16 protein-coding genes and 3 riboswitches are annotated in these 22741 nt (G+C 46.0%); of the genes, 11 read left to right on the forward strand and 5 right to left on the reverse strand.

The features are described 5' to 3' along the window. Positions 1–69: 69 nt before the first annotated feature. Positions 70–156, forward strand: a riboswitch (cyclic di-GMP riboswitch). A gap of 15 nt (positions 157–171) precedes the next feature. The 8 genes from sinI (at position 172) to RBB45_RS15025 (ending at position 15939) form a co-directional block, all read left to right on the forward strand. After that, positions 172–321: a DNA-binding anti-repressor SinI gene (sinI, locus tag RBB45_RS14990; RefSeq protein ID WP_224949511.1), complete on the forward strand. Its 150-nt coding sequence runs from the start codon at positions 172–174 to the stop codon at positions 319–321. A gap of 217 nt (positions 322–538) precedes the next feature. Beyond that, positions 539–7114: an S-layer homology domain-containing protein gene (locus tag RBB45_RS14995; RefSeq protein ID WP_306009849.1), complete on the forward strand. Its 6576-nt coding sequence runs from the start codon at positions 539–541 to the stop codon at positions 7112–7114. A gap of 257 nt (positions 7115–7371) precedes the next feature. Further along, complete coding sequence (locus RBB45_RS15000) at positions 7372–8028, forward strand: 5-bromo-4-chloroindolyl phosphate hydrolysis family protein (protein ID WP_306009850.1); 657 nt, start codon at positions 7372–7374, stop codon at positions 8026–8028. Continuing rightward, positions 8025–9194 carry a toxic anion resistance protein gene (locus RBB45_RS15005; RefSeq protein ID WP_022544420.1) on the forward strand — a complete coding sequence of 390 codons (1170 nt, stop codon included), beginning with the start codon at positions 8025–8027 and terminating at the stop codon, positions 9192–9194. The genes RBB45_RS15000 and RBB45_RS15005 overlap by 4 nt, the downstream gene beginning before the upstream one ends. Positions 9195–9415: 221 nt before the next feature. Beyond that, positions 9416–9503: riboswitch (cyclic di-GMP riboswitch) on the forward strand. Positions 9504–10049: 546 nt separating this feature from the next. Further along, entirely contained in the window at positions 10050–11747 is a 1698-nt protein-coding gene (locus tag RBB45_RS15010) for a serine hydrolase domain-containing protein (protein WP_022544419.1), read from the forward strand. Between the two features lie 13 nt (positions 11748–11760). Then, a complete protein-coding gene (locus RBB45_RS15015) occupies positions 11761–13845 on the forward strand; it encodes a glycoside hydrolase family 3 protein (protein ID WP_306009851.1) in 2085 nt (694 codons plus the stop codon). Positions 13846–13977: 132 nt separating this feature from the next. Continuing rightward, entirely contained in the window at positions 13978–15222 is a 1245-nt protein-coding gene (locus RBB45_RS15020; RefSeq protein WP_371931596.1) for an exo-beta-N-acetylmuramidase NamZ family protein, read from the forward strand. 291 nt (positions 15223–15513) lie between these two features. Beyond that, positions 15514–15939: a hypothetical protein gene (locus tag RBB45_RS15025; RefSeq protein ID WP_148949724.1), complete on the forward strand. Its 426-nt coding sequence runs from the start codon at positions 15514–15516 to the stop codon at positions 15937–15939. Between the two features lie 526 nt (positions 15940–16465). On the opposite strand, the gene RBB45_RS15030 is transcribed toward RBB45_RS15025, so the two are convergent. Continuing rightward, a complete protein-coding gene (locus RBB45_RS15030; RefSeq protein ID WP_306009853.1) occupies positions 16466–17326 on the reverse strand; it encodes a glycerophosphodiester phosphodiesterase in 861 nt (286 codons plus the stop codon). Between the two features lie 143 nt (positions 17327–17469). Here RBB45_RS15030 and RBB45_RS15035 point away from each other — a divergent pair, with 143 nt between their 5' ends. Continuing rightward, complete coding sequence (locus tag RBB45_RS15035) at positions 17470–18201, forward strand: glycerophosphodiester phosphodiesterase (protein ID WP_224949526.1); 732 nt, start codon at positions 17470–17472, stop codon at positions 18199–18201. Between the two features lie 214 nt (positions 18202–18415). On the opposite strand, the gene RBB45_RS15040 is transcribed toward RBB45_RS15035, so the two are convergent. Both RBB45_RS15040 and RBB45_RS15045 read right to left on the reverse strand, forming a co-directional pair. Continuing rightward, entirely contained in the window at positions 18416–18904 is a 489-nt protein-coding gene (locus tag RBB45_RS15040; protein WP_306009854.1) for a sigma-70 family RNA polymerase sigma factor, read from the reverse strand. Between the two features lie 244 nt (positions 18905–19148). Beyond that, entirely contained in the window at positions 19149–19613 is a 465-nt protein-coding gene (locus RBB45_RS15045; RefSeq protein WP_306009855.1) for a hypothetical protein, read from the reverse strand. A gap of 178 nt (positions 19614–19791) precedes the next feature. Here RBB45_RS15045 and RBB45_RS15050 point away from each other — a divergent pair, with 178 nt between their 5' ends. Further along, entirely contained in the window at positions 19792–20925 is a 1134-nt protein-coding gene (locus RBB45_RS15050; protein WP_306009856.1) for a M20 family metallopeptidase, read from the forward strand. Positions 20926–21037: 112 nt separating this feature from the next. Here RBB45_RS15050 and RBB45_RS15055 read toward each other — a convergent pair whose 3' ends face one another. After that, the gene (locus tag RBB45_RS15055; RefSeq protein ID WP_009792945.1) at positions 21038–21193 is read right to left on the reverse strand and encodes a hypothetical protein; all 156 of its coding nucleotides are present in this window, start codon (positions 21191–21193) and stop codon (positions 21038–21040) included. A 182-nt stretch (positions 21194–21375) separates the two neighbouring features. Continuing rightward, positions 21376–21461, forward strand: a riboswitch (cyclic di-GMP riboswitch). 23 nt (positions 21462–21484) lie between these two features. Here RBB45_RS15055 and RBB45_RS15060 point away from each other — a divergent pair. Beyond that, positions 21485–21619 (forward strand): hypothetical protein, encoded by a 135-nt coding sequence (locus RBB45_RS15060; protein ID WP_022544416.1) that lies wholly within the window; start codon positions 21485–21487, stop codon positions 21617–21619. Between the two features lie 46 nt (positions 21620–21665). Here RBB45_RS15060 and tagU read toward each other — a convergent pair whose 3' ends face one another. Next, on the reverse strand, positions 21666–22592 hold the full coding sequence (tagU, locus tag RBB45_RS15065) for a polyisoprenyl-teichoic acid--peptidoglycan teichoic acid transferase TagU (protein WP_306009857.1): 927 nt from the start codon (positions 22590–22592) through the stop codon (positions 21666–21668). Positions 22593–22741: the final 149 nt, after the last annotated feature.

Raw genomic sequence — 22741 nt, forward strand, 5'->3', positions numbered from 1 at the left:
TGTAGGTTTCTGTCGTAAAAAAAATGGTTAATTTTTCATTTCAAGGGGTACTTTATACCTGTACTACATTTCTGTGAAATGCAAACTTATTGAAAGATAAGGGCGCAAAGCCTCAGGTCTAAGGCCATGTATGGTTAAGACGGCTGGGCTGCCGCAATAGGGGAAACGGTTATGGGTATGAGTAATGAAGTAGAAAAAGAGTGGATCGAATTATTGCTGGAAGCAAGAAATGTTGGTTTGACCTTGGGAGAAGTAGAGAGCTTTTTTAGAGGAGAACATGATTTTTGGACCAGGCAGGAAAATATAACAGAAACTGATTGAAAATTTTACTTAAGAACAACAGGAACATACATAGAACCAAGAAACGTCTACCCTTCCGGTATGGCGTTTCTTTTTTTTTCGACAAGAATCTTCAAATATCGGGAGGTGCCTGTCACCACTTTAACCACTTTACCCTATCTTTACAATTTTCCAACAATTCCTTCATGTTCCATTTTTACAATTAGATTGAGAGAAATTTGGGGAGGTTTGTTGAGGGATGGGGAAAAAGAGATCGAAATTTGGTCATTTGCTGATGAGTTCGATGCTTACAGGCAGCATGCTGGCGCCTTTCTCGTCTGCTGTTCAGGCGGAGGAAGCGCTGAAGCTTGATCAGCTGCTGATTACGGAAATTGCTCCTGACATCAAGGGTGCAGAGGATTATGAGTATTTTGAGCTGCATAATCCATCAGCTCAGGAGATAAGTCTTAAAGATTACCAGTTCTATTATGTATATACCGACGAAGCAGGCAAAGAGCTGCCTTTGTCTTTTGGTGAATATGTACTGAAGCCAAACGAAACCGTCGTTCTCTGGTATAACAAAAGCGCCAAAACCAAAGAGGATTTCAGGAATCATTATGCGGCTGAACTGCCGGATGAAGCAATCCTTGAGTTCACAGGAAGCGGATTCACAGGAATGGCCAACACAGGCAATAGGGGAATAAAAATTGTCGACGGCCAGAATGCTGAAGTTTCTTTTGCCAGCTATGTTAAGGATGAAACGGGAGAAGGGCTCTCTAAGCATTTTAAAAGCCAGCCGGAATCAGCAGAAATGCTCCCATTTCAGATTAAAGCAGCACCTTCACCGGGAATAGTTAGTGCTGGTCAAATTTCCGTGCCAGAGGGAGAAAATAATACGGCTCCAGTCATCACCCATACTCCTGCCGAAACGGTGGAAGGCAGCATGGATCTGCAGATTGAAGCAGTTATAGAGGATGACCAGGAGCTGCTGACAGCCGTGGTTTATTATCAGAGCCATGGAAGCATGAAGTGGAAGTCTGTCCCTCTTGTTAAAAATGGTGACAATACATATGCAGCGGCAATACCGGCTGCCGACTATTTGGGCGGTACACTTTCCTATTATATTGAGGCAGCAGATGGAATGAATACAACTGCCTTTCCGGCAGATAAATCAATGCCTGTTCAAACAAAGATAGAAACTGTTCAAGAAACGGAACCCCAGTCAAAGCCAAGGCTGATGATCACGGAAATCACTCCGGATAGTTCAGATGTTAATGGCAAGGATGGGTACGAGTTTATTGAAATCTATAATAATGCCGATCAAGCAATAAATCTAAAAGATTATCAAATCATTTACCGATATCCGAATAATACCCAGCTAAATTGGGATCTTGCTGAAGATAAAATGGTAGAGCCGCAGAGTTCTGCCGTGGTCTGGATCAAAAATGGGGCCAATGATGAAACAGGGCTGGAAAGCTTCAATGAGAACTACGGAACAAGCCTGGATGCCGGCCAGGTCATTGAAATCCATAATGATGGAATGGCGAACGGATCGGAGCGCACACTGATCATAGCCGATGATCTTGGGACTGAGATTGCGCAAGCGGCATATAATAACCGCAGTTCTGATGTATTTCCGAATAGCGGAATTACTTATAAAACGCCTTCAGCCGGCAAAGATATGGTGAAGGCTGGGATCAGTGAAAAAGCAGCACCAGGGGCTGTTTTTCCAGGCCAGGTACCTTCAGAACCGGTGAAGCTGTCAGATGACAGTGAAGCTCCAGTCATTACCCATGAAGTACAGACTGAAATTGAAGGCGGACAGGATGCAATGATTTCAGCAACCGTTACAGATAACACAGAAGTGCAGGCTGTTTCCCTCTCTTACCGGGCTGCAGAAGCAGCTGAATGGAAAACGGTCAAAATGCTTGTAAGCGGGCAAGCTGAAAATGTTTATGAAGCAGTCATCCCTGAAGCGGATCTGCGGTCAAAACAGATTGTCTACAAAATAGAAGCAACCGACGGAATCAACTCCAGCAGCACCGGTGATGCTACAGCAACTATTACACCGGCCCAATACGCAAAGAATGAAGTGCCGCCGCTGCTCATTACTGAGGTTGTACCTGATTCTACCAATGTGAATGCTCTTGATGGCTATGAATTTATTGAAGTATATAACAATACAGATAAACCTATTAACTTTAAGGATTATAAAATCCGCTACCGCTATCCAATGGAAGGGCCCGAAGCAGACTTGATCTGGGGGCCGGAAAAAGCGGATATTATTATACCTTCAGGTGAAGCTGTTGTTTTCTGGATTATCAACACAGGAAATACTGATAAAACAGCAAAAGACTTTAACAGCAATTACTCTACCAATCTCGAAGAAAATAAGAATCTCTTTAAAATGGTTTCCAATGGGATGGCCAATACAGGGGACAGGGGCATTGTCATTGCGACTAATACCGGCCGGGAAATAGCAGCGTCCTTCTATAATGATGAGCCGAATAAGAAGGATACTGCTGCCAATAAGGGCATATTCTATGCATTTCCTACTGATAAAACAACCAAAATGGTCAAAATCAGTGCGGGGGCAGACAATGCAACCCCTGGTGCGGTCATGAAGACCCAGGTCCCGGCAGCAAAGGCAGAGCTTAAGGAAGACACAAAAGCACCTGCCATTGAGGATCTTTCCAGTATCACAGAAGTAAACGAGAAGGAAGATCTGCAGCTCCTGTTTGACGCCGCAGATGACCAGGATGTAAAAACAATGCGCCTCTTCTACAGAACGGACAGCAATGGGGCATACAGATCGGCTGATCTGCAGCCAAGCTATAATGATGGACTCTATCATTTCAAAATCTACTCTCCGGAGCTGATTGGAAAAGATAAAGTCGAGTATTATACGCTCGTTTCAGATGGAACCCATACAATCGAGTCAGAGCCGGCAGAGATTAAAATAACAGGCGGAGAAGAAGAAACAGGACTGCGCCTGAATGTTAAGAATGACTCTATTGTTACAAAAGAGACAATTCTTAAAGCAGCCTCTGCTTCGGGCAGTTATGAAAATATCAAACTCAAAATCGATGGAGAGAGTGTTGCAGCAGAAACCTATAAAGCGCTGGAAAAACAGGCCTACTTTGCATTTGATGTTAAAAAGATAAATTTATTTTTCCAAAATGGTGTTACGATGGGTAATGAAGTTTTAAAGATATTTGACGATACGATCAATTCATATGTAACAATGACTGTTCCTATTGAACCGGACAAGCTTTCATTGAATGAACCGGCTGTCATTTCCGTCCGCTCAGGCACAAAGGTGTCTCCTTTTGATCAGGAATCAGAGGAAAACCGTGATGACTTTTATATTAAAAATGCCAGACTTGTCCTAAGCGACGGGACTGTCATATATGACCCGGCATACAGCGACAAGGAAAAGGAATTGACTGTCGGAGACGCAGGCTCTGCCAAGCCTGTTTATGATTTCTCTTTCGAGGTGCCGGAAGAAAAATTTGCCGCCAAGGCTTATAAGTGGAATACCCTTGAAGCCGGAGAGGGCGAGCATACAATAACAGCAACTGAAGGGGATAGTTCAGCTTCTTCAAAAGTAATTGTCGATAATTCGGCACCGCTTATCACGGCTTCTGTGGAAAATGGCAAGGAATATAAAGGCAGCTTTACACTGGACGCGGATGTAGAAGATGACTGGTCCGGGGTAACCTCCGTATCAGCCACTCTTGATGGCAAGGAAGTTACCCTGCCATATGATACAGGCTCTGCCCAGCTGGATCCGGGCTCACATACCTTTGAAATCACTGCAATCGACCTGGTCGGCAATACAGGTAAAGAATCTGTAGTGTTTAAAACTGCTGATGAACATCCTGCCAAGCCGAAGGCACTTTCTCCCGAAGACGGGGCAAAAGATGTAAAAACAGATGCGAAGCTGTCAGTAGAGGTTTCCGACCCTACTAATGATGATCTGTCTGTGAGATTTTACAAAGGCTTTGAATACAAGCCGGCAGATGCAGAAGTAAGTGTCTTCTCCAACTCAGCTGACAGGGAGCCTCCGGCAGAAATGATTCCGGCAGGGGAGACTTTGCTGGTTGCAGCAGAGGAAGATAAAATGAACGATAAGGATGGCGAGTATGTAACAACGTCATCTGTAGAAAAATTCCCTTATCAGCGATTCGAAGTTAAGGTCGATTCGGAAGTAGATGAAACAGACATCATCCAGATAGACTGGGAAGGGAAATCCCTTTTGGGAAGAAAAGTCAGCATGTATGTCTGGAATTTTGATAGTGGCAAGTGGGAAGTCCAGCAGTGGAAGGTGGCTGATCAGGATGATTTCACTCTGACAGCATCTGTGCAGGGCAAACAATATATGAAGGACCAAAAGATACAAGTGATGGTCCAGGATGAAATTTCAACTGAAACGCCATTTGATTATACGATGGTTTGGATGTCGGATACGCAATATTATTCAGAGAGCTACCCGCATATTTATAAAAAAATGGTAGACTGGGTGGCAGCCAACAAGGAGAATCTGAAAATCCCTTATGTCTTCCATACAGGAGATTTGGTTGATGTTTCCACAGATCCCCAGCAATGGGCATATGCCGATGAGTATATGAACGTGCTCGAAGATGCAAATATACCTTATGGTGTCCTGGCAGGCAATCATGATGTAGATCATAAAACCAATGATTATACCCAATACTCCCAGTATTTTGGAGAAGAGAGATTTGCAGACAAGCCGTATTATGGAGGATCTTATAAAGACAATCGCGGCCATTACGACCTTATCAGTGTAAATGGCAATGATTATATTATGGTCTATATGGGCTGGGGCGTTGAGGATGCCGATCTTGAATGGCTGAAGGATGTGCTTGCCCAATATCCGGACCGCATGGCGTTCCTGAACTTCCATGAATACCTTCTTGTTTCGGGCAATAGAAGTCCGCTTGGAAACAAAATCTTTGAAGAAATTGTAAAGCCAAATAAAAACGTGCTGGCCGTCCTTTGCGGCCATTATCATGACAGCGAAACGCTCGTTGATGAGATTGATGATGACGGTGATGGTACACCGGACCGGAAAGTATACCAAATGCTGGCTGACTACCAGGGAGGGCCTGAAGGCGGACAAGGATATATGCGTCTCCTGCATGTTAACCCTTCAGAAAATAAGATATACGTAAAAACTTACTCTCCGTATCTGAACGATTATAATTTCTACGATGCAGATTCTTATCCGGGCAAAGATGAGTTTGTTATCGATCTTCCATTGGAGCCGAAGGAGAAGGTCGTCTCCACAGACAGGCTTGAAATGAAGGTTTATACAGACAGCCAGATCGGGGAGACTCAGACTCTGTCAGGAAAGAAAGCGGCAGAAACAGGATGGGCCGGCCTGGAGGCCAATAAACTGTACGGATGGTATGTCCGGGTGAATGATGAATTCTCAGGGGAAGCATTGTCAGATATCTGGTCATTCACAACTGGAAATGGAACCGGAACTGGCGGGGGAGACAATGGGAACCAGGGTCCAACCCAACCGTCTCAGCCATCGCAGCCGCCTGCAGCACCTCCTGCCGGGCAAAAACCGGGAGAGATTCTTCTTCCATCAGGTGCAGTGCAGATTGAACGAAAGCAGAACGAGATTGTCACTGCTGTCCAGAGCAGCCAGGTTCCGGGAATTGTCAGCATGCTGAATGGGGAAAAGAAAGTGATTCCTATCATGCTGGAGAAGACGGCTAAGGGTGAAACAGCAGAAGCAAGCATTCCTGCAGTTCTCTTCAGGGATGCCGCAGCTAAGCAGAAAGATGCATTCATCCGCATAAAAAATGGTGAAGCAAGCATTACCCTGCCAGTCAGCCAGATTCAGACAGCAGAGCTTGTGGAAAAACTGGGGACTAATGTCGAAAATCTCTCCATCGTCATCTCTGTTAATGAAGCAGGTGAACCTGCTATTAAAGAAATGGCAGAAAAGAATAAGCTGACTTTAGCATCAAAGGTAATGGAATTTACTGCAGAAGCGGCAGCTGGAGAGAAGAAGCAGCCGCTTGAAAACTTCAGCAGTTATTTAAACTATGAGCTGGCAGGCAGCAAAGAATTCAATGCTAAAACCGCTTCTGTCATCCGTTTTAACAGCACTGGTGCCATTTCATCAGTACCAGCACTGTTCAAGGGCAGAACAGCAGAATTTAAATCATTGGCCGGAACTGTCTTTGCAGTTTCAGAAGATAAGGTATCCTTCCCGGATGTAGACAGGAAAAGCTGGCCGGCTGATTATATAGAGACCCTCGCATCCAAACATATCATTAAAGGAAAAGCAGATGGAACATACGCACCGCTAGAAGAGATGACCAGGGCACAATTCACTGTTTTGCTTGTCCGCGCCCTTGGCCTTCCGGCTGTGGATTATGACAATCGCTTTAAGGATGTAAAAGGGACTGAATGGTTCAACAGCGAAGGTGAATTGATGGCAGCTGTTCAAACCGGTATCATTCAGGGCAAAGAGGATGGGAATTTTGCCCCGAATGAGAGGGTTACAAGGGCACAGGCCGCTGCCATGATCAGCCGTGCTATGGACATTCCGTTCATTGGCTTTAACAAGAATGTGTTAGAAGAGAGTAAGAAAGCTTCAGATTTCAAGGATGCCGCCCAATTTGCACCATGGGCGAAAGAAGGAATTGAAGCTGTTTATCAGGCTGGTATAGTATCTGGGCGTGAGGATGGCCGTTTTGACCCGAATGGCTATACAAGGCGAGATCATATGGCCAAAATTCTGGCGAACTTCCTTATAGCCGCCGGTTTGATGGATGATACAATTACAAAATGAAATAAAGCAGGCTGCTTAGGCAGCCTGCTTTTAATTTTCGACAAAAACCGGGAGGTGCCTGTCACCATCTTCTACGCCTCAAGACCTACCTAATCTTACAGTCCTGGTCTATGGAAAAGAGGAGTTTTATCGTGTATTGTTGAATTAAATAAGATAATCTTACTTTTTCTGTCAGTGGCGGGAGATTGGGTGAAACCTATTCGGTCTTTATCCGTATGTACAGGTAAAGCAGGATTTTATGTCAGGAGTCGATACAAATGAACCGGATTGTTTCGTTTCTTATAGGCACAGTACTGGCTGTCCCGTTCGCCGGGTCGGTCTGGACGGTCAGCTATTTCGGATTTGACCAGACGTTTTTCTTATCCGGGCTGATAGCAGGCGGAGCGGCTGCGTTAGTATATCTGGCCGCATTCCAGATCGGGCGTGTCCGTTTCCTCAGGAAGCACGGGCTGACGCGGAGGGAATACAAGTATATCAAGACAAACCTTGCAGAAGGGAAAAAGAAAATTTCCCGCCTGCACAAGTCATTATTTGCGATCCGCCATCTTCCTTCTTTGAAGCAGCGGATTGAACTGATGAGGATCACACGGAAGATTTACAGGCTGACGAAGAAAGAGCCGAAGCGTTTTTACCAGGCGGAGCGGTTTTATTTTTCCCATCTTGATTCTCTGGTGGAAATGACGGAGAAATATGTTTTCCTCTCCACCCAGCCGAAGAAGAACCTTGAAATCGACCAGTCGCTGCTGGAAACCCGAAGGACCATTAATGAACTCTCCCAGACGGTTGAGAAGGATTTGTACGAAGTGATTTCCGATGATATTGATAATCTTAATTTTGAAATAAACGTGGCCAAAAACTCGATTAAAACGTGGAAGGAAAACCGATTACCTGAAGAAAGCAGGAGGCTGAAATGAGCGAACAAAACCCATCATTAACGAAAAAGACGAGCAGTCTTATGGATGATATCCTTGCCGACCCGTTCGGCGACATGAATGGCGGACCTGTCCTGGAGCTAGCGAAAGAAGAGAAACCGGTGAAGCTCATAGACGTGATCCCGGAGGAAAACCGCGCCCGGGCTTATCAGATTGCCGAGCAGATCGACCCGCGCAACCACCAGGCCATGATTGCTTATGGGACTCAGGCTCAGACGAAGCTGCTCACCTTCTCGCACAGCATGCTCGAGCATGTCCAGAAAAAGGATATCGGAGAGGTCGGTGATATCATCAATGACCTGATGAAGCGCCTCAATGATATGAATCCGGATGAACTGAAGCAGGGCAAGCAGTCGCTGTTTTCCCGCATGTTCGGAAAAATCTCCGATTCTGTCCAGGAGATCCTCTCCAAATATCAAAAAACAGGAGCGCAGATTGACCGGATCAGCGTAAAGCTGGACCGCAGCAAAAATGTCCTTTTATCCGATATCCATATGCTGGAGAAGTTATATGACACGAACAAGGAATATTTCCACGCTCTCAATGTCTATATTGCAGCGGGCGAAATCAAGCTCGAGGAGCTTCATGAGCAGACAATCCCGCAGATGAGGAAGGAAGCGGAATCATCAGGCGACCAGATGAAATTCCAGGAAGTCAACGATATGCTTCAGTTTGCGGACAGGCTGGACAAGAGGCTGTACGATTTAAAGCTGAGCCGGGAAATTACGATCCAATCCGCCCCGCAGATCCGCCTGATCCAAAACACGAACCAGGCCCTTGTCGAAAAGATCCAGGCATCCATCAACACCGCCATCCCGCTGTGGAAAAACCAGGTGGCAATTGCCCTGACCCTTATCCGTCAGCGCCATGCCGTTGAAGCGCAGAAGCAGGTTTCAAAAACAACCAATGAGCTGCTCTTGAAAAACGCGGAAATGCTGAAAACCAATACCATTGAAACCGCCAAGGAAAATGAGCGCGGCCTAGTGGACATTGAGACGCTTAAGAAAACCCAGGAAAATCTCATTTCCACTCTGGAAGAAACACTCCGGATCCAGGAGGAGGGCCGCAATAAGCGGCGCCAGGCAGAAAGTGACCTGGCTTCTATGGAAAATGAACTGCGCCAGAAACTGCTTGAAATCAAAGGATAAGTAGTAGAGATGCCTTCCCGATAGGAGGCATCTTTTTATTTTTAAGGAGTACGCCCCGGATAAAATGGACTGGTTTAAACAAAGTGATATTGCAAGACCTCCTTTAGTAGAATGGCCGGCACCTATATTTAAAAAATATTTTTTTGAAAATCATGTTTATTTAATTTTTATTGTGGTATTAAATTTTAGTGCATGATCTGGTAAATACAGGATGAGAGGGTGAATATCAAGGGCAAAATCACTGAAAAGTGATGACGCAAAGCTATAGGGGCTTATGTGGAAAAAAAACAATGCCAGCCAGCTGCCATCAAACAGAAAAGGGGACTATTTGATGTCAAAAATGAAGTGGGACACGCCTGAAGTTATAAAACGGAGAAAAAAAAGAAACAAAATTATATTGTACATATCAATTTTTGTATTTACTATTGTTTCAAGTGTGCTGGCAACAGTTTTAATGAGTCAGGTATAGCAGGAAAAGACGGAGGCCATGCGGGCATTCCGTCTTTTTTTAGACATAGCCCGCCATGTACCTGTTTCCTGATTCGCGGCGTTTTCAAAATTGCTTTCGGCAGGTTTAATGTTGAAGACTTTCGTTTGTTAATAGGCGGAGTAAATAAAAAAAGAAGATTTGTCCCTTTTATTGTATTTAAAACATTTGTCGAACAAATCCTCCCATCTGTCCATGCCTAAAGTCACAGTTCTGACGTCGAATCAGCATCGACTAGGTCCTCTTTGGTATAGACATCTATACACTTATTTCGCTAACCTAAAGATGTAATTATTTGAATTTTTAAATTAAAGGGAGGGGAGGAGAAAGTCCGGTTCGTGTTCAGAGATGATAAGAGGAGGAATAAGATGAAGAATAAGTCTGTGAAAGTGACATTGGCTGCCATCCTGAGCCTAAGCGCTGTGGCTCCTGCAGTTATGGCAAGCGACAGTCCTGAAGCAAAAGAAAAAGCGGGGGATCCGGAAATGAGTTCTTCAAAGTTTATGCCTCCTGTTCCATTTCCATGGGATCATCCGGGAAAATCATCGCCGGTGCTTCATCCGGGATCTGCCAGGGGTGCAGGCATGGTTGAAGGCCCGCTCAATGAAATCGATGGAATCATGGAGGAGATGATTGATTCCAGGGTGATGCCCGGTGCAGTGGCGCTTGTGGCCCGGCGCGGCCATATCGTCAAGCATGAAGCCTATGGCATGGCTTATCAGTACAAAGATGACGGATTGACAGAAGCCGATCAGCCTATCTCCATGGCGAAGGACACCATCTTTGACCTTGCTTCCATCAGCAAAATCTTTACAACAACAGCCGCGATGCAGCTTTATGAAAAAGGCCTCTTCAATCTTGATGATCCGGTGGCTGATTATCTGCCTGAGTTTGCAGCCGGCGGCAAGGAAGAGGTGACCATTAGGCAGCTGATGACCCATACTTCTGGATTCACGGCTTGGATTCCTCTCTATTCACAAGGGAACAGCCGCGAAGACCGTATCTCAATCGCTCTGCAATATCCGCTTGCCAATGAACCGGGGAGCACTTATACATACAGCGACCTCAACATGATTGCCCTCGGAGCCCTTATTGAAAAACTGTCAGGCAAGCGCCTGGATGAATATGTGAGAGACCATATTACCAAGCCTCTTGGCATGAAGGATACCATGTATAACCCTCCCGAAAGTCTGAAGGACAGGATAGCAGCCACTGAATATCAGCCTGCCCTTGGGCGCGGCCTTGTCTGGGGAGAGGTTCATGATGAAAATGCCTGGTCGCTTGATGGCGTCGCCGGTCATGCCGGTGTCTTTTCCACAGCTGGAGACCTGGCGAAGTTTGCACATATGTATGTAAATGAAGGTACCTATGGCGGAAAGCGCATCCTGAAAAAAGAAACAGTCAGGACTCTTACGGAAAATCAGATCCCGCAGTTTCCAGGCGATGACCACGGACTAGGCTGGGAGCTGAACCAGGGCTGGCTCGGCGATGCGCTGACAGATAAAGATTCACTCAGCCACACAGGCTACACAGGCACTTCAGTTGTCATCTCCCAGAAAAATGACACCATTGCCATCCTGCTGACCAACCGGGTCCATCCGACAAGGAACACCGTTTCAACGAATGGAGCAAGAAGGGCATTTGCAAGACAGGTGGCAGACAGCATTCCGGTCAGCATCCCTGGCAAGCAGCCGGCCTGGTTCTCGGGCTATGGCGATAATACAGAAAAAAGCCTGACAGCTGAAGTCGATCTGCATTCACAGGCGGTTCTCTCTTTTGAAACCTGGCACCGGATTGAGGAAAACAGCGATTATGGCTATCTGGAAATCTCAGCAGACGGCACAAATTGGACTGAAGTCAAATCTTTTACCGGAAACAGCGAAAGCTGGAGCACGGTTAAAGCTGAGCTTCCTGCAGATACTAAGCTCATTCGCTTCCGCTATAAAACCGATGCAACCGTCAACGGCAGAGGCTGGTACCTGGATAATATAAAAATCTCTCCTGAGAAAGGTAAAGACATAAAGCCTGAGTTTGCGAGTGAAGAATGGCAAAAACGCAGCTATTAAATGTTGAGGAGGAATGGCTTTGAAAAAGCTCAAAACGATTGTAATGACTTTTCTGGTTCTGATCCTTGGGTTCTCCGCCTGGCTTCAGCCTGCAGCGGCAGCCGGCAAAAATAAGGTGAAGGATCTCGTCCTCCTGCAGAACCTGCCGGAATCCGAGACGCAGTTCAGCGGAAAAACATTGCAGCTTAAAGCACTGCATGTCTATAAGGAAGGGCATTTTCTAGGAGTCTCCAAGAATCTTGACTGGAACTCCTCCAATAAAACGGTCGCCAGGGTATCTGATGACGGAACTGTAACACTGTCAGGAAAAAATGGCCGTACTTTTATTACCGTAACAGATGGAAAAAATAAAGACCGGATCGCCATTGACGCAAAAAATCGCAAATCCGGGTTTCAGGCAGAAATCCGCAAGGAAAAATCAAAGCGTTATCAGCTGGTCGATGATGCTGTCAAAGCAATGAAGCTTGAAGAAAAAGTCGGGCAAATGCTTATGCCGGATTTCCGGACCTGGAAAGGCCAGAACGTAACAGAAATCCAGCCGGAAATTGAAGCGCTTGTGAAAAAATACCATCTCGGCGGCGTCATTCTTTTCCGCGAGAATGTCGTGACAACCGAGCAGACAACGAAGCTGGTCTCACAATACCAGGAAGCATCAGAAAAATACGGGCTCCTGATGACAATCGACCAGGAGGGAGGCATTGTCACCCGCCTGCAGTCGGGAACTGATATGCCGGGCAACATGGCCCTTGGTGCCGCCCGTTCCCCTGAAACTGCCGAAAAGGTGGGGAAAGCCATTGGTGAAGAGCTTGCTGCCCTCGGCATCAACACCAACTTCGCGCCTGTCATGGATGTGAATAACAACCCGGACAATCCTGTCATCGGCGTCCGCTCTTTCGGGGAAAACCCTGAGCTTGTAGCTGAGATGGGGGTAGCTTATACAAAGGGGCTGCAGTCTGCAGGCGTCGCGGCAACAGCGAAGCACTTCCCTGGCCACGGCGACACAGCAGTCGATTCCCACCTTGGATTGCCTGAGGTCCCGCATGATAAAGAGCGATTGAAGGAAGTGGAGCTGTATCCATTCCAAAAGGGGATGGAAGCAGGCATTGATGCCATCATGACGGCACATGTCACCTTCCCGAAAATTGATGATACAAAAGTAATTTCACAAAAAACAGGTGAAGAAATTGCCCTCCCGGCAACCCTTTCCTACAAAGTGCTCACAGAGCTGATGAGGGAGGAAATGGGGTATGAGGGAGTCATTACAACAGATGCGATGAACATGAATGCCATCGCAGAGCACTTTGGGCCTGTTGACGCAGCGATCCGCTCCGTCAAAGCAGGAACAGACATTGTCCTGATGCCGGTCGGACTCGAAGCAGTCGCTGAAGGGCTGCTGGCTGCTGTTAAGTCAGGAGAAATTTCGGAAAAACGGGTCGAAGCTTCTGTTAAGCGAATTCTGACTTTGAAGCTCAAGCGGGGAATCATCAAAGAAGAAACACCGGAGGACCTGAACCAAAAGATTGCCAATGCCCTTAATGTCGTAGGCTCTGCCGAACATAAAGCGATTGAAAAGGAAGCAGCACAGAAATCAATCACCCTTGTGAAAAATGAAGGAGCTCTTCCGCTATCAGCGGCAGACAGTGATTCTATCCTCGTTATCGGCAGCACCTATATCAATGATCTGGGGAAAGCAATAAAAGCACGCCACGCTAATACAGAAATCATAGCATCAGCTGACTACAGCCTCACGGCAGAACAGCTGGAAAAAGCGAAAAAAGCAAAAGCAGTCATCGTCGGCTCCTACACGTATAATGTTTCCGGCCGCTCGCCTGACAGCGCACAAATGAAAATAATCAACAAGCTGATCAGCGAAACAGATGCACCAGTCATCACGGTAGCCATCCGCAATCCTTATGACATCATGGCCGTGCCAGGCACAGATGCCTATCTTGCGCAGTACGGATTCCGCCCGGCAAGCTTTGAAGCAACTGCAGGTGCGATTTTCGGAGAGTTCGCGCCAGCAGGAAAGCTTCCAGTGACAATTCCTTCGCTTGAGGGCGGAACTTTGTATGAATACGGCCACGGTCTGAGCTATTAAAGCAGCTGACAGGAAGGGCAATCTTCCTGCTGGACTATTTTTTCAATATGGAGGGTTCCAGTGCCTGGATTCCAGGGCTGGGGCTTTTCTCAAAACCAGGGAGGGGTCACATTGAAAAAACGCTTGATCATTATGCTGTCACTGATTCTCGTACTGTCCGCCCTGTCTGCAGCAGCCTTCGCAGATAACGGAAAGCATAAAGGCAAAGATAAGAAAGCGAAGAAATTCGAGCTGGGCATCGAGGTGCTGCTCGATGATGAGAAGGAACTGATAGAAGGAAAGCGTGTTGGTTTGATCACTAATCCAACCGGCGTCGATCAGGAGCTTAATAGTATTGTAGATTTGCTTCATAATGATCCTGAAGTAGAGCTTACAGCCCTGTACGGACCTGAGCATGGTGTAAGGGGAAGCGCGCAGGCCGGGGAATATGTCGAGTTTTATACAGATGAAAAAACGGGTCTTCCCGTATACAGTCTCTATGGGGCAACCAAAAAGCCGACCCCGGAAATGCTGGAAAACGTCGATGTCCTGCTGTTTGACATCCAGGATGTCGGAACCCGCTTTTACACCTATATCTACACCATGGCCTATGCAATGGAAGCCGCAAAAGAGAACGATATCCCATTCATCGTCCTTGACCGCCCGAATCCGCTTGGCGGCACTGAGGTGGAAGGGCCAGTTTTGGAAACACCGTACAAATCCTTTGTCGGCAATTACGAAATCCCGCTTCGCCACGGGATGACCGTCGGCGAGCTTGCCAAGCTGTTCAATGAGGAATTCAAGATCGGCGCAGACCTGACAGTCGTCAAAATGAAGGGCTGGAAGCGGGATATGCTTTATGACGAAACGGGTCTCCAATTCGTCATGCCATCACCGAATATGCCGACATTGGATACCGCCCTAGTATATCCGGGAGCTGCCTTGATCGAAGGCACCAATGTATCGGAAGGCAGGGGAACGACGAAGCCATTCGAGCTGATCGGAGCACCGTTCATCAATGCCGATAACCTGGCACAGCAGCTCAACAGCCTGAACCTGAAGGGTGTCAGCTTCCGGGCAGCATCCTTCACACCATCGATTTCCAAGCATGCCGGCAAACTGTCCCACGGCATTCAGATCCACATCACAGACCCTGATGAATTTGAACCAGTTAAAACCGGACTGCATATCGTCAAAAGCATCCATGACCTGTATCCGGAGAACTTTGCATTCCGCGCTGAAGACAGCCGCGGCATCTCCTTCTTCGACCAGCTCATTGGAAACGGCTGGGTCCGTGAAGCCATTGAAGAAGGAAAATCTGTTGAGTGGATTGAATCGCAGTGGAAGTATGAGCTCAAAGATTTTACTAAAGTGCGTAAGGATTATTTGATGTACTAAGCTGGTGCCAGGCACCGCCGCTTTTGATGCGGCGGTGTTTTTGTGTTTTGCGGGGGGATGGTGCCTGCGTTGAGCGATGAAATACATGAGTGAGAGTTTAGAGGGTGAGTCATGTATACGAAGAGCCTGATGGGATACATGAGAGGCCGTTTAGAAAGGAAATCATGTATCCAAAACCCTTTCCCACATAAGCACTCTCCACTCCCTAGCCCTCTACCAAAACACTCCCCCTTTTACAACTTCAGAAACCGGGTAAAAATAATAAAAACAAAACACCAAGGATGTGATACCATGCCGCAGAAAGCCTATTTAATCAATACAAACCGTTCAGGCTGCCCGAATGGCAGGGATGAGAGGGATATGCTGGCCAATGCGAAGTGTGCGGCATATTTTTCACCGTGGAAGGAAAAGATCAAGAAGCTGCAGGAAGGGGATCTTGTGTTTTTATATAGCAACAAGAGGGGAATCATCGCACGGGGTGTGGCGACAGGGGTTGTCCAGGCTGCCGATCATGAGGATGAGCACGGCATCCACTGGGATGAGGAATTTTATATGAAGCTCTATGACTTTGATATTTTGTCTTCCCCTATGCCAGCGGCAATCATCTGTAAGGCTGCAGGACATAGAATTGTGTTCGGCCAGACACTGACATCGATTAGAAGAGAAGCTGGGAAAGCGATTTGGGATGAGATTACAAGGCATTATATGAACACATAGAATTCTCCTGCATCTTCGTTTTATGCCCGGAAATAAATAAAATAGCTTAGAAGCCGCTCCCGGTTTCTAAGCTATTTTTATGGCTTATTCATGATCTGTATGTTTAGAACGTTCGCTGATAATTTTCAGTAGAAGGAATTTGTCCTGTGGGGATAGCATGGCCCAGCTTCCTGCTTTGATTTTCATTAGTACCACTCCTTGTGTTTTTTGATAGATAAAAAACGAATATTCTGCGGCAGCTAGATGAGTAAACCAACAATGTAACAGCAAGACCTTTTTTCTCAATAATAATTTTCCCTAAATTCTTATTATCTTTATACCGCCATTTATTGTAAATGAAACAAAAGAAATATTGACAAGATACGACTCTATTCACGGGGCTTTTTCTTATTTCCTGAGAAATATTTGTCTTATTGCCGGAGAGAATCCAAAATCAAGGAGATTAGTGGCTGATTGCAATAAGGGTATGTCGAAAAGAAGATAAAAAAACTTCCCGTCGAAGGAAGTTTTTTTACGTTTATGCTGATTATTCTCTGCCAGCATGATTACTAATAACCTCTGTCAACGTATCGGAGAAATCCGTGAACGCCCCTGTTATTCCCCAAGAGACCCCTTCTTCCATCTCATTCAGCTTATTAATTGTATAGGGGTGTACAAGCAGTCCGTTTGCCCGGGCCTTTTTTACGTACTCTTCATCAATCATATTATAATTCGGGCCAATGCCGGCTGCATACTTCTGCAGCTTCTTGATGTCCTGATCTGTCAACACAGCCTTTTCTTTGTAGGAGATCAGCTGGATCAGAGGGATGTCAGGTTCATTCCGGTGAATCCTTTTCAGACTTTTGCTGCTGAAAGACTGGATGATTACCCGGGCATTGTCCTTTTTGCTGCCTATCAGGCCATATTCACGCAATAGCCTTAAGAGTTCATCCTCCATCCCGGGATATAAATCAGGAGACTTGGTTTCAATATAATAGTTCACCCTGCTGCCGAAATGCTGAAAGATCTCCTCTAAAGAAGGAACCTTCAGGCGGCTGTATGCCGGGTCGGCATAACCGGGATGCTTGCGGTTGAACCAGGAACCCGCATCAAGCTGCTTCAGCTCCTCCAATGTAAAAGACTGGACGGCACCTGATCTATTCGTCGTGCGGTCAACCTTTTGGTCATGCATGGCAGCGAGCTTGCCGTCCTTCGTCATCTGCAGATCAATTTCAATATAGTCTGCGCCAAGCTGGGCGGCCATTTCATAGGAAGCAATCGTATGCTCCGGGGCATAGGCCGAGGCACCGCGGTGGCCGATGACAATAAAGCTGTCTGATGGATGCTCACTGGCTGAGCATGCACATATGATCAGTAGTAAACTAAAGGAAACAAGAAATGTTTTCACACGATAGCACCTTTTTCTTTTCGTTCGTATCAGTATGCCTGATTCTGTCCGGTTGTAAAAGTTGTTTGTAATTTTTAGCGGATTTTTCTTTTAGATTGTTTTTTTGTGGTATAACGAAATAAGAAGAAAGAGGAGGGGAAAGCGTGTCAAAAACTAAAATTTACGCTCACCGCGGCAGCAAGGGCACATATCCGGAAAATACGATGCCGGCCTTTGAAGAAGCAGTGAGGCTCGGAGTCGACGGTATTGAACTGGATGTCCATCTTTCAAAGGACGGCGAGCTGATTGTCATCCATGATGAGAAGGTCGACAGGACGACTAATGGCAAGGGGAATATCCGGGATATGACTCTTGAAGAACTTAAACGGCTGGATGCCGGTTCCTGGTTCAGGGAAGAGTTCGCCGGAACAAGGATTCCTGTTCTTGGCGAGGTGCTGAAGCTGCTCAAGGGATCAGGCATCAGGCTGAACGTTGAAATCAAGAGTGATGTGATTCCTTATGAGGGCATTGAGGAAAAGGTGCTCGAAGCACTCGAGAAATATGAATATAAATCCCATGCGATTATTTCATCCTTTAATCATTACAGCCTCAAGAGAGTCCATCAGCTGGATTCTGAAATTGAAACGGCCATCCTGTTCATGGAGGTGTTGTATGAGCCGTGGAAGTATGCTGCTGGAATTGGTGCATCAGCACTGCATGTCTATGCGCCGGTTGCCTATGCGGAGGCAAGCAGGGAGGCGGAACGCAACCAGTTCCCGGTCCGTGTGTTTACGATCAATAAAGAAGAACAGATGCGTGAGCTGCTTGACCTCGGGGTGGACACCATCATGACGGATTATCCGGAAAAGGCGATGCAGGTTCGGGATGCGAGATAGGTTAAACAGCCGCTGTTTGTTGGGCGGCTGTTTTTTGTTTGGGGTGCCAGTCACCATCCCCAAAAAAAAGCCGGGCGTGCTGGTGCCAGTCAGCAGGCCGGACTTTCAAAAATGGGGTAAAACGATGATAAACCTTGGTATAGCTCTACTATACAGTTCCCCGTCTATGAAATAGTTATAGTCTGGTTAAAAATGGTTACAGAAAAGTTACAGTTCAACTAAAAATTTCCCGGTTTCCTTTAAGCCTCTCCTTAGCGCCTTTCCGCCATGCCTTGACTGCAGACAAAGAAACCTTTTCCCTTGCTGCAATTTCCGGAACAGTCAAGTTCTCCAGCACCGTGTACATCACCCATTTTGTCTGATTATCTGTCAGTTCCCCGCAGTATGAGAGGATCAGTTTTTTCTCGAACGGCACTCTAGAATCAGCATCCTCGATATTTTCCCAGAATTCTTCCTTCGCATAAACCTTCTGTTCTTCCTCTCTATTGTTTCGGGTCATTTCTGTCAGGAACTTGCCTTTGATAGTGGTGTAGGCAAAATTAGTGAACTCGCCTTTTTCCGGCCGGAAGTTTTCATGTGCTTCCCAAAGGGCAATCAGGCCAATCTGCAGGAATTCATCTTCATTTTTATAGATGGATAGTGTGCGGATGATCTTCCGGATCATCGGCTGGTATTGTTCTGCAAGCATTTCAAAGTTTTCCATGCGGACTTTCCTATCGGGCGGCGCGCCTGCCAGGTATTCCCGGGTAAGTTCAGCATAGTTGGGAAATAAATTGTTTGCGAATTAGGGAAAATTTCTTTTTTAGTACTTTTTTATCTTAAAAATGATATTTTTTATAAAAAATTCGTATAAAAATCATGGGAAATAAGAAAAAATGAAAAAATGCCAATTTATCAGAAAATCAAGAAAACCATCCTTAAATAAGAAAGGTTTTGCAGGAGAATTCTTATTTCTGCTTATAATCCCAAAGGATCCGCCAGCCATCCTCCATCTCGGCCGCAAACACATCCTGCACTAAATTGAAATTTCCGTACTTCCCTTTGTATGTCTGGGTAACCGTGACTTTATAAACCTTAGGAAAGGCTTCCCCGCCATCTGCCATCCTCCAGTTCTCAAGCTTCTCCGCCTTGCCAAGCTCATAGGAAAAGGTATTGACCCCGAAATGGTTCAAGAAGACGTGAGCCCGGTCCTGGATATAGGGGCCTTTATCAAATTTCTTTTTCATTGCCGGATGGAAAAGCTCCCAGGAAGCTGAAAAATCGCCTTTCTGCTCGTATGTATAAAACTCATCCACCGTGCTGATGGCCCGCTTTTCTGCGGAAGGCAGGACGAGCCGGATAAGGAAAAAGAGGGCTGCACAGGCAATGAGAATCACGATGAGCTTAACAGGGAATTTGCCGCGTTTTTTCATCGTGCCCGGCCTCCTTTAGACAAGTTATAAAAAGATATTCGCCAGTGAGGAAAAATATCACCGGACAAATTAATCTTGTTAACATTCTCCAATTGTGAAACATAAACAAAATAGTAAGGTATAATCGATACATAACAAAAGTGCATAATTGCGGCTCATTTTTATGGAGGGGTAAAAAGTGGAGGTTTTTATACGAAGCAGGCAAGGGGAAATGCTGGAGCTGATCGAAAGGCTCGTCAATATCGACAGCGGTTCCCACAATAAAGAGGGGGTAGATAGAGTAGGCTCTATCCTGAAGGAAGAGTACGAAAGGCTCGGGTTCCTGGTACAGGTCGACGAACAGGAGAAGTATGGCAATAATCTGATCATCAGGCACAAAAATGCCATTGATCCGAAGATCATCCTTGTTGCCCATATGGATACGGTATTTCCTGACGGAACAGCAGCCAAAAGGCCGTTCCGGATCGAGGGGAACAGGGCGCTGGGGCCGGGTGTGGCGGATATGAAATCCAGCCAGGCTGAGCTTTTATATGCTTTGAAGGCATTGATAGCGAGCGGGACAAAGGGATATGAAAATGTCCTGATCGTGCTGAACACAGATGAAGAAATCGGCTCACCGGCATCCAAGAAGCTGATCATCGGGGAGGCGGCAGGCAAGGAGTATGCCCTGATTATGGAGCCTGCCAGGAAGGACGGGTCGCTTGTCTCCTCAAGGAGGGGAGGCGGCCGCTACAAAGTGATCGTCAAAGGTCGAGCTGCCCACTCGGGGATTGAGCCGGAAAAAGGGCGCAGCGCGATTGAGGAGCTGGCCCATAAGATCATCCAGCTTCATGAGCTCAACGATCATGAAAAGGGAATCAGCGTCAATGTCGGACTGATCGAAGGCGGTTCGGCCGTCAATACAGTATCGCCAAGCGCGGTCGCCCATGTGGACATCCGCATCACCGATATGGAGCAGGCGAGATTCCTCCAGGAAAAAATTGAGGAAATCTGCTCCCACACCGATGTGCCTGGCACAAGGGTGGAGGTGAAGGGCAGAATCAGCCGCCCGCCGATGGAGAAGAATGAGCAGAATGAATCGCTTCTTCATGTCATTCAGGAGGTCGGCAAGGAAATTGGGCTTGAGGTTTCCGATACGGCGACAGGCGGCGGATCGGACGCCAGCTTCACCTCTGCCAATGGCGTTGCGACAGTGGATGGGCTCGGGCCTGTCGGCGGCAATGCCCACAGCGAAAATGAATATGTAGAAATTCCGACGCTTGCGGAAAGGACGCTGCTTCTGGCGAAGACGATCCAGCGGCTGTCGGAATAGAAGGAAGACAGCCATTACGGAACTGCAGTCAGAAATTAACCTGACAGAAGTGAGCAGTCCTATTGTGGCTGTCTTTCCTGTTCTATTTATAGGCCTGGAGAATTTGAAAGCATCACAAGTCTTTCACCATCAGCTTCTTTCTTCTGTCGGCCAGCTGTTGATTGAGCTTCTTCTCTATTCTATCAAGCTGTTCGATTGTTTTAACATCCTGATTAATATAACGGATAGTCTTTTTTATTGATTTAGGCAGTCTGTCAAAATCCTTCATGTAAATAGCACCTCATAGGAATCATACAGGATTCAAGAAATTTATCAAGAAAGAAGATACAATGGAATGTTCAGAAATGAGCATAAAGACCTAAATGAAATCTTAAGGATTACTGGAATTGCCAAGATATTTTGTTTATGATATAAAAGTCCTGTTTAATAAAGGGCAGATAGTTCCGATATAAATACCAAAGGCAAAATCATTGAAAAATGATGACGCAAAGCTAAAGGGGCCTCTATTCAGTCGATAAGGCCAGCCAGCTGCCATCACTTGTAAAGGAGATGTCAAACCTTGAAAAGAAATTGGACCACACCAGAAGAAATCAAGAGGAAGAAACAGCTGAAAAAGCGACTGCTCTACATTTCAATCCCTGTAGTAACCGTACTGGCCAGTGCAGTTGTAACGATACTCGCCAACCAAATTTAACTAGATAAAAAGGGCCGATATCTTTTGGATACCGGCCCTTTATCATTTATAAGCTTAAATGGTTCTTCATTTCCGACTGAATTCTGCCCTTTTCTTCATCTGAAACCATTAAATACCATATGTTATCAATTCTTTCTCCGGTTCCCTCGATGGAAATCTGTTCAATATCCTTAGCTGCATTTTTATAGTGTTTCTGAATGTCAACCATTTCACCAAAGGCAAGATTTGTTTTCACATTCTTACCCAGTGCTGAGAAAATCTCATCGTAATTGGCTAATGAAGAAACACTTACTCCCTTTTTAAGTACAGCCTGGATAATCATTCTTTGGCGCAGCTGACGGCCGAAATCGCCTCTAGGGTCTTCATATCGCATTCTTGAAAAGGCAAGCGCCTTTTTTCCATCCATTGTTACAGTACCTTCAGGGAAATGATACCCGCCAGAATCAAAATCTAAATCATTGTTAACAGTAATGCCGCCGACAGAGTCGACAATGTCGCGGAAGCCTTCCATGTTGATCTGCATATAATAGTCAATCGGTATGTCCAGGAAGTTTTCAACAGTATCCATCGCCATAGGTACCCCGCCGAATGCGTAGGCATGGTTAATTTTATCAGTGGTACCATGTCCGATAATTTCTGTTCTAGTGTCCCTGGGAATACTCAGCATTTTAACCGAATTCTTTTCAGGGTTGACTGTCAGGACAATCATCGTATCTGAACGGCCCTTATCTCCGTCACGTTCATCTACACCGAGCATGAGAACTGAAAAGGGATCTCTTTTTTCAAGAGTGACTGTCTCCTGGCGCTTTTCGGACTTTTCCCGTTCTATTGGCTGATGCATCGTTTCTACAGCAGAAGTCAGCGAATGATAAACAGAATATGCATAGACGCCAACTGCAGCCGCCAGGATGACAGCAGCAATTGCCGTAATCTGTAGCCACTTTCTTTTCTTTTGCTTTTTAGTTGGTTTCATTTCATTTTCCTTTCAGCCGAGTCTATTGAATGGTTTAACTATGTCATAAACGATAGCATAACATTATAGAGGACTAATCTGTATAGCAGTTTATTCCCAGCTCTTTCTTATATTGTTATGCTGAAGATTATTTGTAAATGTGTCTAATT

Source organism: Bacillus sp. MMSF_3328, assembly GCF_030733525.1.
Taxonomy (GTDB): Bacteria; Bacillota; Bacilli; order Bacillales; family Cytobacillaceae; genus Bacillus_AB; species Bacillus_AB infantis.

Bases quoted from the DNA above. Each gene is read 5' to 3' on its own strand.
- sinI (WP_224949511.1), top strand. From the start codon at position 172: ATGGGTATGAGTAATGAAGTAGAAAAAGAGTGGATCGAATTATTGCTG.
- RBB45_RS14995 (WP_306009849.1), top strand. From the start codon at position 539: ATGGGGAAAAAGAGATCGAAATTTGGTCATTTGCTGATGAGTTCGATG.
- RBB45_RS15000 (WP_306009850.1), top strand. From the start codon at position 7,372: ATGAACCGGATTGTTTCGTTTCTTATAGGCACAGTACTGGCTGTCCCG.
- RBB45_RS15005 (WP_022544420.1), top strand. From the start codon at position 8,025: ATGAGCGAACAAAACCCATCATTAACGAAAAAGACGAGCAGTCTTATG.
- RBB45_RS15010 (WP_022544419.1), top strand. From the start codon at position 10,050: ATGAAGAATAAGTCTGTGAAAGTGACATTGGCTGCCATCCTGAGCCTA.
- RBB45_RS15015 (WP_306009851.1), top strand. From the start codon at position 11,761: ATGGCTTTGAAAAAGCTCAAAACGATTGTAATGACTTTTCTGGTTCTG.
- RBB45_RS15020 (WP_371931596.1), top strand. From the start codon at position 13,978: ATGCTGTCACTGATTCTCGTACTGTCCGCCCTGTCTGCAGCAGCCTTC.
- RBB45_RS15025 (WP_148949724.1), top strand. From the start codon at position 15,514: ATGCCGCAGAAAGCCTATTTAATCAATACAAACCGTTCAGGCTGCCCG.
- RBB45_RS15040 (WP_306009854.1), bottom strand. From the start codon at position 18,904: ATGGAAAACTTTGAAATGCTTGCAGAACAATACCAGCCGATGATCCGG.
- RBB45_RS15045 (WP_306009855.1), bottom strand. From the start codon at position 19,613: ATGAAAAAACGCGGCAAATTCCCTGTTAAGCTCATCGTGATTCTCATT.
- RBB45_RS15055 (WP_009792945.1), bottom strand. From the start codon at position 21,193: ATGAAGGATTTTGACAGACTGCCTAAATCAATAAAAAAGACTATCCGT.
- tagU (WP_306009857.1), bottom strand. From the start codon at position 22,592: ATGAAACCAACTAAAAAGCAAAAGAAAAGAAAGTGGCTACAGATTACG.